This is a genomic window from Pseudomonas frederiksbergensis (assembly GCF_003732665.1).
Taxonomy (GTDB): domain Bacteria; phylum Pseudomonadota; class Gammaproteobacteria; order Pseudomonadales; family Pseudomonadaceae; genus Aquipseudomonas; species Aquipseudomonas frederiksbergensis_G.
Genome location: NZ_MOBP01000014.1, coordinates 179,320 through 192,753, shown reverse-complemented (window position 1 = coordinate 192,753; position 13,434 = coordinate 179,320). Strand labels below are relative to the sequence as shown.

At 60.8% G+C, this 13,434-nt stretch carries 9 protein-coding genes; 3 read left to right on the top strand and 6 right to left on the bottom strand.

The window, feature by feature from the left end:
* Window positions 1-25 precede the first annotated feature (25 nt).
* Window positions 26-2,254: a TonB-dependent siderophore receptor gene (locus tag BK665_RS22750; RefSeq protein WP_123408857.1), complete on the top strand. Its 2,229-nt coding sequence runs from the start codon at window positions 26-28 to the stop codon at window positions 2,252-2,254.
* Between the two features lie 132 nt (window positions 2,255-2,386).
* On the opposite strand, the gene BK665_RS22745 is transcribed toward BK665_RS22750, so the two are convergent.
* The 3 genes from BK665_RS22745 to BK665_RS22735 all read right to left on the bottom strand — a co-directional run bounded on the left by BK665_RS22745 (window position 2,387) and on the right by BK665_RS22735 (window position 5,286).
* The gene (locus tag BK665_RS22745) at window positions 2,387-3,673 is read right to left on the bottom strand and encodes an ATP-binding protein (protein WP_123408856.1); all 1,287 of its coding nucleotides are present in this window, start codon (window positions 3,671-3,673) and stop codon (window positions 2,387-2,389) included.
* Window positions 3,674-4,381 carry a winged helix-turn-helix domain-containing protein gene (locus tag BK665_RS22740; protein WP_123408855.1) on the bottom strand — a complete coding sequence of 236 codons (708 nt, stop codon included), beginning with the start codon at window positions 4,379-4,381 and terminating at the stop codon, window positions 3,674-3,676. It lies immediately after the preceding gene.
* Between the two features lie 296 nt (window positions 4,382-4,677).
* Window positions 4,678-5,286: a MiaE family protein gene (locus BK665_RS22735; RefSeq protein WP_054047466.1), complete on the bottom strand. Its 609-nt coding sequence runs from the start codon at window positions 5,284-5,286 to the stop codon at window positions 4,678-4,680.
* A 159-nt stretch (window positions 5,287-5,445) separates the two neighbouring features.
* Between BK665_RS22735 and uspL the strand changes: the two genes are divergently transcribed.
* A complete protein-coding gene (gene uspL / locus BK665_RS22730) occupies window positions 5,446-6,309 on the top strand; it encodes a universal stress protein UspL (RefSeq protein ID WP_123408854.1) in 864 nt (287 codons plus the stop codon).
* Window positions 6,310-6,414: 105 nt separating this feature from the next.
* On the opposite strand, the gene BK665_RS22725 is transcribed toward uspL, so the two are convergent.
* Window positions 6,415-6,885, bottom strand: a complete 471-nt coding sequence (locus BK665_RS22725) for a DUF1289 domain-containing protein (protein ID WP_123408853.1) — start codon at window positions 6,883-6,885, stop codon at window positions 6,415-6,417.
* A 482-nt stretch (window positions 6,886-7,367) separates the two neighbouring features.
* On the opposite strand from BK665_RS22725, the gene acnB reads away from it, so the two are divergent.
* Window positions 7,368-9,977, top strand: coding sequence for a bifunctional aconitate hydratase 2/2-methylisocitrate dehydratase (gene acnB, locus BK665_RS22720; RefSeq protein WP_054047462.1), 2,610 nt, complete (start codon window positions 7,368-7,370; stop codon window positions 9,975-9,977).
* 173 nt (window positions 9,978-10,150) lie between these two features.
* Here acnB and BK665_RS22715 read toward each other — a convergent pair whose 3' ends face one another.
* Together BK665_RS22715 and BK665_RS22705 are read right to left on the bottom strand one after the other, a co-directional pair.
* On the bottom strand, window positions 10,151-11,827 hold the full coding sequence (locus BK665_RS22715) for a SulP family inorganic anion transporter (RefSeq protein ID WP_123408852.1): 1,677 nt from the start codon (window positions 11,825-11,827) through the stop codon (window positions 10,151-10,153).
* A 305-nt stretch (window positions 11,828-12,132) separates the two neighbouring features.
* Window positions 12,133-13,413, bottom strand: coding sequence for an HAAAP family serine/threonine permease (locus tag BK665_RS22705; RefSeq protein ID WP_123408851.1), 1,281 nt, complete (start codon window positions 13,411-13,413; stop codon window positions 12,133-12,135).
* Window positions 13,414-13,434 lie beyond the last annotated feature (21 nt).

Sequence of the window (13,434 nt, the reverse complement as noted above, 5' to 3'; positions counted from 1 at the left end):
ACCGATTCGATACAAAGGGACCGCCATGCCGCACCACTTCGCCGCGCGTTTTCGTTTTGCCTTGTGCCCCTTGGCACTGGCCCTTCCCGCCGCTCTGCTGAGCCTTGCCGCCCACGCTGGCGAAACAGCCGCCGCCAAGGGCGACACACTGCAACTGGATGCCACCAACATTTCCGGCCAGGCCTTGGGCGCGACCACCGAAGACACCCATTCCTACACCACCGGTTCGACGTCCTCGGCCACCGGCCTGCCGCTGTCGATTCGCGAAACCCCGCAATCGGTCACGGTCATCACCCGCCAGCAAATGGATGATCGTGGCGTGCAGAGCGTCGGCGACGCGTTGCGCAACACCCCCGGCATCTCGACGCAAAAGTACGACAGCGACCGTACCGAGTTTTCCGCCCGGGGCTTTGCCATCACCAACTTCCAGTACGACGGCGTGAACCAGCCCTACGACGGTGTGTATGGCGAAAACCCCAACAACAGCGACGACTCGGCCAGCCTGGACCGCATCGAAGTGATCAAGGGTGCCACCGGCCTGATGACCGGTTCGGGTGACCCGTCCGCGACTGTCAACCTGATCCGCAAGAAGCCGACCAAGGATTTCAAGGCCTCGATCAGCGGCACCGTCGGCTCGTGGGATGCCTATCGCAGCGTCGGCGATATTTCCGGGTCGCTGAATGATTCGGGCACGGTGCGCGGGCGGTTTGTCGGCGCCTACTCGGACAAGAATTCCTACCAGGACCACTACAGCCAGAAGAAAGACCTGTATTACGGCATCCTCGAAGCCGACCTGACCCCTGACACCCTGCTGACCTTCGGCATCGACAAGTCCAGCGCCACCCCGCGCGGCAGCTCCTGGACCGGTAACCCGACGTACTTTTCCGACGGCGGCCGCACCGATTTCCCGCGTCACTTCAACCCGGGCGCCGACTGGAGCCGTCGCGATTTCGACGAAACCACCTACTTCGCCGCGCTGGAACAAGCCCTGGCCAATGACTGGACACTCAAGGTCAGCCTTGACCAGAAAACCACCGATCACGACACGCAACTGGCCTCGGCCAGTGGCGGCAACCCGGACCGCGCCACCGGTGAAGGCATGTTCCTGTATTGGGGTCGCTGGGAAGGTCATCGCGTACAGAACACCGCTGACGTCAACGTCTCCGGGCCGTTCAGCCTCGGCGGTCGCGAGCATGAACTAGTGGCCGGCGTCATGGCCTCGCATTCGCGCCAGACCGGCGCGACCTACGACACCAGCGCTTTCCAACAGGTGCCGGGCAGCATCTATGACTGGGACGGCGAGCTGCCGAAACAAGAGTTCCCGAAGAACGGCAAATACGAACGCACCCAGAGCCAGAACGGCGTCTACCTGGCCACGCGCCTGCACCCGACCGACGACCTGTCCGTCATCCTCGGCAGCCGCCTGAGCACCTTCAAGTACAACGAAGACTACGGCTACAACCCGGGCGCTGGCCTGGACGATACCCACGCCAGCTACAAGGAACACGGCGTCGTCACGCCGTATGCCGGTGTGGTTTATGACCTGAACGATGTGTACTCGGTGTACGCCAGCTACACCTCGATCTACCAGCCGCAAACCTACAAGGACAGCAACGGCACGACCTTGGCCCCGGTGGAAGGCGACAGCTATGAAACCGGGCTGAAAGCGGCTTATCTGGACGGCAAGCTGAACGCCAGCCTGGCCCTGTTCCGCATCGAGCAGGATGGCGTGGCGGAGTCGATCGGCACTAACCCGATCACCAACGAGGGCATCTACAAAGCCGTCGACGGCACCAAGACCCAAGGTATCGAGCTGGAACTGGCCGGCGAACTGGCAGAAGGCTGGAACCTGTCGGCCGGCTACACCTACGCCCGCACCCGCGACGCCGATGAACAGCGGATCTTCGGTTACCCGCTGTCCACCAGCAAACCGGAACACGTGGTGCGCACCTTCACCACCTATCGCCTGCCCGGCGCGCTGGACAAGATCACCGTCGGCGGCGGCATCAGTTGGCAGAGCGCCTTCTACGGCAAGATCTACAGCCCGACCGTGGGCGACTACACCCAGATCAAACAGGGCGGCTACACCCTCGTGGACCTGATGACCCGCTATCAATACAACGAACATTTGAGCTTCACGGCCAATGCCAACAACGTCTTCGATAAGCGTTATCTGACGGGGCTGGGCAACTTCGACACCACGTTTTATGGCGAGCCGCGGAATTTGACGTTGACCACCAAGTGGGATTTCTAAGTTCACCCTGACAGCAAGGGGGCTGCTGGAGGCCTCTTCGCGAGCAAGCCCGCTCCCACAGTGGATGTGTGTCGTTCACAAAACCAATGTGGGAGCGGGCTTGCTCGCGAAGGCGTCAGCACAGGCAGCACACTAATCCAGATGCGCCCAGGTCATCCGAAACGACGCCCCACCCCACGGCGAATCCGCCACTTCGACTTGCCCCCCATGGGACTGCGACACCCGTCTTACCAGCGCCAACCCCAATCCAAAACCACCGGTACGCCGATCCCGACTGGCATCCAGCCGCGAAAACGGTTCGAAAATTTTCTCCCGTCCATCCACCGGCACGCCCGGCCCGTCGTCGTTGACCCGTACTTCGTAGTGGTCACCGCTGCGCACCAGCGACACTTCCACCCGACCGTCGGCATAGCGAATGGCGTTGCGCAGCAGGTTGATCACCGCCCGGGCCATGAAACGCGGTTCGATGCGCACCACGTCGAGCTGACACTCGACAATCAGCAGTTGCACGCCCGCCGCTTCCGCTTCCAGCGCCACACTGCCGACCACGCTGTCGAGCCAACTGCTGGCCTGGATATTCTCGCGGTTGATCACCGTGGCGCCGCGCTCCAGGCTGGCGTAGGTCAGCAGCTCGGAGACCATTTCTTCCAGTTCGCCCAGGTCGGCGTACATGTCAGCGATCAGTTCGCGGTTCTGCGCCGGATCGGGTTGTTGCTTGAGCTGATCGAGTTCGAACGACAGTCGCGCAATCGGCGTGCGCAATTCATGGGACACCGCGTTGGTCAGCTCGCGCTGATTGGCGATCAGCCCTTCGATGCGTGCGGCCATCAGGTTGAAGTGTTCGGACAGGTCGCGGATGTTCGAGCGCTTGGACAACTGGATGCGCGACGACAAATCATTATCGCCAAAGCGCTCGGCGGCCAGGCGCAGCTTTTCCAGATCCCGCCAGTGCGGGCGCACCCAGAAGAACAGCACGATGCCAATCAGCACCGCCAGCATCAGGTAGGCGGCGGCGATGTAGAACGGCATCAGGCTCGGCTCCGCCGGCAGCTTGATGCTCAGCAGTTGCGAGCCACCGTCGATCGCGGAAATGAACTGGGTGTACTTCTCCCGAATCACCAGCAGGCCGTCGGCCAACAGCTGTTTTTCCTGGTCATTGAGCTCCAGTTGGTCAGCCTCGACCAGGGTCAGCCCCAAGCCGTAGTGCGGGCGCAACGTTTCCAGTTGTTGCTCACGCCCCGGGCCTTCCAGGCCGCGTAATTGCTCCACTAACGAATACGCCTGACCGCGCACGGCCTCGCGGTTGTAGGCCTGCATCTGGTTGTCGAGCAACGCGTTGAAGGTGTGTTCGACGGTCTGCAACGCCAGCACCAGCCCCACGGCCAGCATCAGGTACAACCCCAGAAATAACCGCAGCATCTAAAGCTCCCACGCGAACGGATTGAACAGATAACCCTTGCCCCAGACGGTCTTGATGCACGCCGGCTCCCGGGGATTGTCCTTGAGCTTGGCCCGCAGCTTGCTGATGTAGACGTCGACGCTGCGGTTGAGACCGTCGAAGGCGATGCCGCGCATGCGATTGAGAATGTCATCGCGAGACAGGATCTTGCCGGCGGCGCTGGCCAGCAGCCACAGCAATTCGAATTCCATGGTGGTCAGCTCGATGCCCTCGCCCGCCAGACGCACTTCGCGGCAACTGCGGTCGATGCTCAAGTGACCGAACTCCAAGGCACTGCACACGGCGGTTTCCGGCACTTGGCGGCGTTGCAACGCACGCAAACGGGCGAGCAGCACCGGGGGCTTGATCGGTTTGATCACGTAATCGTCGGCGCCGGATTCCAGGCCCAGGATATGGTCGAGGTCGTCCTCTTTGGCGGTGAGGATCACGATGGGCGTGTCAGACACGCTGCGAATCTCGCGGCACACGTGCAAACCGCTCTGGCCCGGCAGCATCAGGTCAAGCACGACGATTTTCGGTTTGAATTCAAGGAACGCGGCCAACGCCAGGTCGCCCCGGTGCACCGCCCGGACCTCGAAGCCGTGTTGCGCCAGGAAATGCGCGATCAGCCCGGCAAGCTTCTCGTCGTCTTCCACCAGCAAAACTTTGCCAAAACCCAGGTTATCCATAACGCCCGTCTGCCAGCCCTTGTTTGAAGTGGGCGGCATTATGGCGGCAATCGGTGGCGGGACGGTGACGGCAGGCAGCAAAAACCGGCCGTGGGGGCCGGTTTTGGTTGATGTTTCATACTCTTAAGAGTTTTTAACAATATTGAATCAAAACATCACAGCCTGCGGATGATGCTTTCTGTAGGAGCGAGGCTTGCCCGCGAAGGCGGTGTGCCAGTCAACATCGATGTTGAATGAAACGACGCCTTCGCGGGCAAGCCTCGCTTCTACAAGGGGTTATGCGGCGGTTGATTGGGTTATGCGGCGGTCGGGATGCCGCTGTGGAAACGGAATTCCACGTCCGGCGATTCGATCAGTTCCTGCTCGGCGGCGCGAACCCGGTCGATCACTTGGGCGATGTCCTTGGCGTCCCCATACTGGTAAGCCAGTTTCAGATACCCCTGAAAATGCCGTGCTTCGCTTTTCAGCAAACCAAAGTAGAACTTGCCCAATTCTTCATCCAGATGCGGCACCAGCGCCTCGAAACGCTCGCAGCTACGGGCTTCGATGAACGCGCCGACCACCAGGGTATCCACCAGTTTTACCGGTTCGTGGCTACGCACCACTTTGCGCAAACCCGAGGCGTAACGCCCGGCGGAGAGCTGGCGCAGTTCGATCTTGCGCTTTTTCATCAGGCGCATGACTTGTTCGTGGTGCACCAGCTCTTCCCGGGCCAGACGCGACATCAGGTTGATCAGATCGACGTGGGAGTGGTATTTGGCGATCAGGCTCAACGCCGTGCTGGCGGCCTTGAATTCGCAGTTCTTGTGGTCGATCAGCAAGGTTTCCTGATCGGCCAGCGCGGCCTGGACCCAGCCGTCAGGGGTGCGGCAGCCGAGGAACTCGTGAATTTCGGGAAGGATCATGGGGCTCACGGATAAAAGGTTCAAAACGAAGGGCGCCGATTATACGGGCTTGTCGGCAGACCACCAGTCGCCGCCATTGATATGCATCAAGTCCCGTGTTGCCGGGCAGCAACTATAGTTGTCCAACGCAGTGTTTTTCACTTCCTGGAGATCCCGACCATGCAAGCCATCCGCAGCATCCTGGTGGTCATCGAACCTGAACACTCGGAAAGCCTGGCGCTCAAGCGGGCCAAGTTGATCGCGGGCGTGACCCAGGCGCATCTGCACCTGCTGGTGTGTGATCGAAAGCATGACCACAGCGCCATGCTCGGCGTGCTCAAGGCTGCGCTGCTGGAGGACGGCTACAGCGTCACCACCGAGCAGGCCTGGAACGAAAGCCTGCATGAAACCATCGTCGATGTGCAGCAAGCCGAGGGCTGTGGGCTAGTGGTCAAGCAGCATTACCCCGACAGCCCGCTGAAAAAGGCCCTGCTGACCCCGGCGGACTGGAAACTGCTGCGCTACTGCCCGACGCCGGTGCTGCTGGTGAAAACCTCCAAGCCGTGGACCGGCGGGGTCATCCTGGCGGCCATCGACGTCGGCAACACCGACGGCGAACACCGCACGCTGCATGCGTGCATTGTCGATCACGGCTACGACATCGCCAGCCTGGCCAAGGCGCAGTTGCACGTGATCAGTGCGCATCCGTCACCGATGCTGTCGTCAGCCGACCCGACGTTCCAGCTCAGTGAAACCATTCAGGCGCGCTACCGCGAGCAATGCAGGGCCTTCCAGGCCGAATTCGACATCGACGACGATCACCTGCATATCGAGGAAGGCCCGGCGGATGTGTTGATTCCGTTCATGGTGCATAAGCTGCAGGCCGCGGTGGTAGTGATTGGCACCGTGGCGCGGTCCGGATTGTCCGGGGCGTTGATCGGCAATACGGCGGAAGTGGTGCTGGATGCGGTGGAGAGCGATGTGCTGGTGCTCAAGCCGGACGAGATCATGGATCATCTGGAAGAGGTTGTGACCCGGCATTGAGGTTTTGTGGCGTCTGGGCGGACGCCTTCGCGAGCAAGCCCGCTCCCACAGGGGATTTGTGAACGCCACAGATCCAATGTGGGAGCGGGCTTGCTCGCGAAGCTTTCAGGCGCCGAAGGCGTCTTTTAGAAACCCCGGCGCGATGTAGCGCTGGTAATGCGCTTCCGACAGCAGGAAAAACTCCCGATCAATGGCATCGCGCAATTGCGGCAGGTTCCAGTCGCGGAACTCCGGCATCAACACCATCCCATAGGCCTCCAGATTATTGATCACCCGCGCCCCGCGAGCGATCAACTGGTAGGCCCAGCAATACTCCGACTGATGCGGCACAAAGCGGATCTTGCGCTGTTCAAGCTGAAAGCGCAGGCGCTGCGGGTCGAAAATCTCCAGCTTGCTGGCCATCACCTGGGACAGCAGTTGCTCAAGACGCAGCCACACCGCGCGTTTTTCTTCCTCGTTGTAACCGTTCCAGTTGATCACTTCGTGGTGGAAACGCTTGCAGCCACGGCACACCAAGTCACCGTAAACGGTGGAGCAGAGGCCGACGCAGGGGGTCTTGATGGTCTGATTGGGCATAGGTAGGCAAAACACGGGAAAGCAGAACAGGTCGGCATGTTAGCCCTTTGTCCGACATTGATCACCCCTCAAAGTTAAGGGGCGAAAGGTCCATTGGACTTTGGTGCCGGCCGCGTTGGCCCAGCAACGCGGCACGCCACCAAAGTCCAATAGGCCCTCACTTACCTTTAATTTTTTTTTGCCGTAGAATCAGCCAGCCTTTTAAGGCGCCAATGTCCGTTAGAAGCTGTTTTCAAAGCGTCACGAGCACAGTCGTTCCTTCAGAGCGGTGTTGGCGAAGGGTTTTTCCAGCGGGGAAAAGCTCTACGCCAACCCTCATCAGCTCCCCGTTCTGCAGGCGTAAAACTTTGAAAGCAGCTTCTGTAAGGAATGTCCGGTAATTCTGGCTAAGTGGCCCACAACGCCACGCAGCGCATGAGTACGAGCATTTCGCGACGAGCGTCCCGGACACCCATTTGGGACCACTGATGAGGGTAATAACTGTGCTTGAAGCCTACCGCAAACATATCGAAGAGCGTGCAGCACTGGGTATCGTTCCCCAGCCGCTTAACGCCGAACAAACTGCAGGCCTGGTCGAGCTGCTGAAGAATCCCCCGGCTGGCGAAGAAGCTTTCCTCGTTGACCTGATCACCAATCGCATTCCACCTGGCGTGGACGAAGCAGCCTATGTAAAGGCCGGTTTCCTGTCTGCCCTGGCCAAAGGCGAAGCCACTTCCCCTCTGATCGACAAAAAGCGCGCTGTTGAACTGCTCGGCACCATGCAGGGCGGCTACAACATCGTGACCCTGGTTGACCTGCTCGACAGCGCCGAACTGGCCCCTGTCGCTGCCGCTCAACTCAAGCACACCCTGCTGATGTTCGATGCGTTCCATGACGTGGCGGAAAAAGCCCGCAACGGCAACGAACACGCCAAAGGCGTGATCCAGTCCTGGGCTGACGGCGAGTGGTTCCGCAACCGTCCGACCCTGGCCGACAAGATCAGCCTGCGCGTGTTCAAGGTCACCGGCGAAACCAACACCGACGACCTGTCCCCTGCCCCGGACGCCTGGTCCCGCCCGGACATCCCGCTGCACGCCCTGGCCATGCTGAAAATGGCCCGCGAAGGCATCGTGCCTGACGCCCAAGGCGTGACTGGCCCGATGAAGCAGATCGAAGAAATGCGCGGTCAAGGCTTCCCGATCGCCTACGTCGGTGACGTGGTCGGTACAGGTTCGTCGCGTAAATCGGCGACCAACTCGGTCCTGTGGTTCTTCGGCGACGACGTTCCTTACGTGCCGAACAAGCGTGCTGGCGGTTTCTGCTTCGGCAGCAAAATCGCTCCAATCTTCTACAACACCATGGAAGATGCCGGCGCACTGCCAATCGAGTTCGACGTCACCAACATGAACATGGGCGACGTGATCGACCTGTACCCGCATGCTGGCAAAGTCTGCAAACACGGCACCGACGAAGTCCTGACCACCTTCGAAATGAAGACTCCGGTACTGTTGGACGAAGTTCGTGCCGGCGGCCGTATCCCGCTGATCATCGGCCGTGGCCTGACCGACAAGGCGCGCGCTGAACTGGGCCTGGGCCCTACCGATCTGTTCAAACTGCCTGAAGCACCTGTCGACACCGGCAAGGGCTACACCCTGGCACAGAAAATGGTCGGCAAGGCTTGCGGTCTGCCGGAAGGCAAAGGCGTTCGTCCTGGCACCTACTGCGAACCGAAGATGACCACCGTCGGCTCCCAGGACACCACCGGTCCAATGACCCGTGATGAACTCAAAGACCTGGCGTGCCTGGGCTTCTCGACCGATCTGGTGATGCAGTCCTTCTGCCACACCGCGGCTTACCCTAAGCCGATCGACGTGACCACCCACCACACCCTGCCAGACTTCATCATGACCCGCGGCGGCGTTTCCCTGCGTCCGGGCGACGGCATCATCCACTCGTGGTTGAACCGTATGCTGCTGCCGGACACCGTCGGCACCGGTGGTGACTCCCACACCCGTTTCCCGATGGGCATTTCGTTCCCGGCCGGTTCCGGTCTGGTGGCGTTTGCTGCAGCCACTGGCGTTATGCCGCTGGACATGCCGGAATCGATCCTGGTGCGCTTCAAAGGCAAGATGCAACCGGGCGTTACCCTGCGTGACCTGGTTCACGCCATTCCTTACTTCGCGATTCAGGCTGGCCTGCTGACCGTCGAGAAGAAAGGCAAGAAGAACGCGTTCTCCGGCCGCATCCTGGAAATCGAAGGCCTGGACAACCTGAGCATCGAACAGGCTTTCGAGCTGTCCGACGCCTCGGCTGAACGTTCGGCTGCCGGTTGCACCATCAAGCTGTCGAAAGAGTCGATCACCGAGTACCTGAACTCCAACATCACCCTGCTGCGCTGGATGATCGGCGAAGGCTACGGCGATGCTCGTACTCTGGAACGTCGCGCCCAAGCGATGGAAGCCTGGGTTGCCAACCCTGAGCTGATGGTGGCCGATGCTGACGCCGAATACGCTGAAATCATCGAAATCGACCTGGCCGACATCAAAGAGCCTGTGCTCTGCGCGCCAAACGATCCGGACGACGCCCGTCTGCTGTCCAGCGTTGCTGGCGAGAAGATCGACGAAGTGTTCATCGGTTCGTGCATGACCAACATCGGTCACTTCCGCGCTGCCGGTAAATTGCTGGATCAGGTCAAGGGTCAGCTGCCAACCCGTCTGTGGCTGTCGCCGCCGACCAAAATGGACGCTCACCAACTGACCGAAGAAGGCTACTACGGCATCTACGGCAAGGCTGGCGCACGCATGGAAATGCCAGGCTGCTCGCTGTGCATGGGTAACCAGGCACGTGTAGAGCCGAACTCCACCGTGGTGTCCACTTCGACCCGTAACTTCCCGAACCGTCTGGGTGACGGCGCGAACGTCTACCTGGCTTCGGCTGAGCTGGCGTCTGTTGCTTCCATCCTGGGTCGCCTGCCGACCGTCGAGGAGTACATGGAATACGCTGGCAAGATCGACAGCATGGCGGCCGATGTCTACCGCTACCTGTCCTTCGACCAGATTGCCGAGTTCCGTGAAGCTGCTGCGAACGCCAACATTCCGGTCGTTCAAGCCTAACGCTGCAACGCAATAAAAAACGCCGCCCATCGCGAGATGGAGCGGCGTTTTTTTATGCCCGCAACGTTCACACTAACCCCTGTGGGAGCGAGCTTGCTCGCGAATGCGGTCTGTCAGCCAACATCACTGCTCAATGACCCACCGCCTTCGCGAGCAAGCCCGCTCCCACAGGGTCAGGTGTTGGGATTGAGGGCTTGTTTTACCGCGCCATCCACACTCAACCCACTAAGGATCACCTGCTCCAACTCCAGCGCCGGCAACGACGCCAGCACCGCTTTGGCCTCATGTTTAAGCCGCGCCAGGATCAACAACTTATCCTGCGCCCGAACCTGCAAAAAGAACGCCTCCAGCGCTTCAATGCTGGTGCCGTCCAGATCCGGCGATTCCTCAAGGCTGAGAATAATCGTATGCACCGGCGGTTCCGCATGCCTGGCCAGCCTTAGGGCGCCACCGAGAATTCGCTCTACGTTGGCGAAAAACAGCGCTTCGCTAGGCCGCACAATCAGTACGCCAGGTATTTGCCGGGCATCAGGATGCCGTTGCACATCAACATAATCATGACCGCTGCCCATCTGCCCCAGCACCTGGATATCCGCCGATGACATCTGTTTGAGCATCAACACCACACTGATCGCCACCGCCACCAGCAAGCCGTCCAGCACACCCAACACCAGCACTGCCGCCACGGCGCTGATCACCAGCAGGCGATCACGGCGCCAGATGAAATAGCGCCCCAGCGGTTGCAGGCTCAAGCCTCGGGCCAGGGCGTGGATGACGATGGCGGCCAGTACCGGCTCGGGAGTCAGGGCGATGTAGGGCAACACCGTCAACACGATCAGCAGCACCACCGCCGCCGCGACCCCGCCGGCCAGACGTGAACTGGCGCCCGCCGCCTCATTGGCCGAGGTTGCAGAATACCCGGCGCCCGCCGGCATGCCATGGAACAGGCCGGACAGCAGATTCGCCGCGCCGAGGGCCAGCAGATCACGGTTCGATGAAACCCGGTCGCCGTGCTTGAGCGCAAAGGAACTGATCGAGCCGTAGGATTCGGCGTACAAAATCATCACCATGGCAAACGCCAATTCCCCCAGGCGCAACCAGTCGGCAAACGGCAAAACCGGCAGGCGGGGCACTTCCAGGCGCAGGTCGATCACGCCGATCAGGTCCACCCCATAGGCCTGCAAGTTCAGCCACTGCCCCGCCGCGATGCCCAGCGCCACCACCAGTAAACCGCCCGGTACACGGCGAAACCGCGCGCACAACGTCAATACCAACAGCGCCACCGCCGCGACCAACAGGCCGACCAGATTCCATTGCCGCCACTGCACCAGCATTTGTGGCAGGAAACGGATCAGGTTGCCGCTGTCCAGGTGCACATCGACGGCGCTCGCCACCTGCTTGAGGATGATGGTCACCGCCAGCCCCAAGGCAAAGCCGCGCAATACCGGTTTGGCGATAAAGGAAGTGACGCTGCCAAGCTTGAACAACCCGGCCAGCAGGAAGAACGCACCCGTGACCAGCACCAGGCCGAACGCCAGGGTCATGCGCAGGCCGGCATCGCCGTTGGCCAGGGTTGCGGTGGCCGCCGCCAGCACCGCCGCCGAAGAGGAGGTCGCGGACACAATCGCAAAACGGCTGGTGCCCATCAGCCCGTAGCACAGCAGCCCGGCAAACAACGCAATCACCCCGGCCTGGGGCGACACCGCAGCGATGCTGGAATAAGCCACCGCCTCCGGCAACAGCAAACCGGCAATCGACAACCCGGCCAACAGGTCTTGCCAACGGTTCGGGGTTTCGGGCGAAAGTTGCGCCGGGACGCGGGCGATCGATTGCGGGGGGGCACCAGCCATGTAGCGACTCCGAAGGAAAACCAGCCAAAACCCGGGACGTGTGGGAGCTGGCTTGCTCCCACAAGGAACACGGTGTTCAAGGGTAGCCGTTTATCTGCGGGGATGTGTGCGCCGGGTCATGGCGTATGCCATAAAAAAACGCCGCCCCTTTTGCAAGGAACGGCGCTTTTTTATGCCGAGATGAAGATCACCTGTGGGAGCGGGCTTGCTCGCGAATGCGGTCTTACCTTCAACATCAATGTTGACTGATACAACGCCTTCGCGAGCAAGCCCGCTCCCACAGGGTAGTCGGCGTGCCCCGCAATTTAAGCGGTCAGCGAATAAATCAACGCCGAAATCGCCACCAGCCCCACCGCCGTCACGAAGACGTTGGAGGCCTGGCCGCGATAACGGGCCATGGCCGGCACTTTGCGGATCGCGTACATCGGCATCAGGAACAGGATCGCGGCGATGATCGGGCCACCGAGAGTTTCGATCATGCCCAGGATGCTCGGGTTCAGAGTCGCGACGATCCAGCACACCACCAGCATGAACGCAGCGGTCATGCGGTCCAGGGCTTTGGGCGACGGACGCTTGCCGCTCTTGACGATCAGGCCTTTCAAGCCTTCGCTGGCGCCGATGTAGTGGCCCAGGAACGACTTGGAAATCGCCACGAACGCAATCAACGGCGCAGCGAAGGCGATGGTCGGGTTGCTGAAGTGGTTGGCCAGGTACGACAGGATCGACAGGTTCTGCGCCTTGGCTTCGGCCAGTTGCGCCGGGGACAGGGTCAGCACGCAGCTGAAGACGAAGAACAGCACCATCACCACCATCAAGGCGTGGGCGCGGGACAGGATCTGCGAGCTGCGCTCTTCGGCGTGCTCACCGTAGCGACGCTTCTGGTCCACCGCGAACGCCGAGATGATCGGCGAGTGGTTGAACGAGAACACCATCACCGGAATCGCCAGCCACAAGGTGTGCAGCAGTGCCGACGGCTCAGGCAGTGTGGACGCGGTGCTGAGGATGCCGCCGTTCCAGTGCGGAATCAGGAACACCGCCAAAAACAGCAGCGCAACGATGAACGGGTAAACCATCAGGCTCATGGCCTTGACGATCACCTGCTCGCCGCAACGCACCACCGCCAGCAGACCGAGGATCAGCACGAACGACAGAATCGCCCGTGGTGGCGGCATGATGTGCAGTTGATGTTCGAGGAAACTGCCCACGGTGTTGGTCAGCGCCACGCTGTAGATCAGCAGGATCGGGAAGATCGCGAAGAAGTACAGCAAGGTGATCAGCGCACCGGCCTTGATGCCGAAGTGTTCTTCCACCACTTCGGTGATGTCCGCGCCTTCACGACCGGACAGCACGAAACGGGTCAGGCCACGGTGGGCGTAGAACGTCATGGGAAACGCCAGCAGCGCCAGGACCATCAGCGGCCAGAAACCGCCGAGGCCCGCGTTGATCGGCAAAAACAACGTACCCGCCCCGATCGCCGTGCCAAACAGGCCCAGCATCCAGGTGGTGTCTTGGCGATTCCAGCTTTCGATGACTACTGGTTTTGCCGCTACATAGCGTTCGTCGACGCTATTGGCCTGATCATTCATCCGGTGGGATCTCCGCATTCC

Coding starts and splice junctions, on each gene's coding strand:
- BK665_RS22750 (WP_123408857.1), top strand. CDS start 26: ATGCCGCACCACTTCGCCGCGCGTTTTCGTTTTGCCTTGTGCCCCTTG.
- BK665_RS22745 (WP_123408856.1), bottom strand. CDS start 3,673: ATGCTGCGGTTATTTCTGGGGTTGTACCTGATGCTGGCCGTGGGGCTG.
- BK665_RS22740 (WP_123408855.1), bottom strand. CDS start 4,381: ATGGATAACCTGGGTTTTGGCAAAGTTTTGCTGGTGGAAGACGACGAG.
- BK665_RS22735 (WP_054047466.1), bottom strand. CDS start 5,286: ATGATCCTTCCCGAAATTCACGAGTTCCTCGGCTGCCGCACCCCTGAC.
- uspL (WP_123408854.1), top strand. CDS start 5,446: ATGCAAGCCATCCGCAGCATCCTGGTGGTCATCGAACCTGAACACTCG.
- BK665_RS22725 (WP_123408853.1), bottom strand. CDS start 6,885: ATGCCCAATCAGACCATCAAGACCCCCTGCGTCGGCCTCTGCTCCACC.
- BK665_RS22715 (WP_123408852.1), bottom strand. CDS start 11,827: ATGGCTGGTGCCCCCCCGCAATCGATCGCCCGCGTCCCGGCGCAACTT.
- BK665_RS22705 (WP_123408851.1), bottom strand. CDS start 13,413: ATGAATGATCAGGCCAATAGCGTCGACGAACGCTATGTAGCGGCAAAA.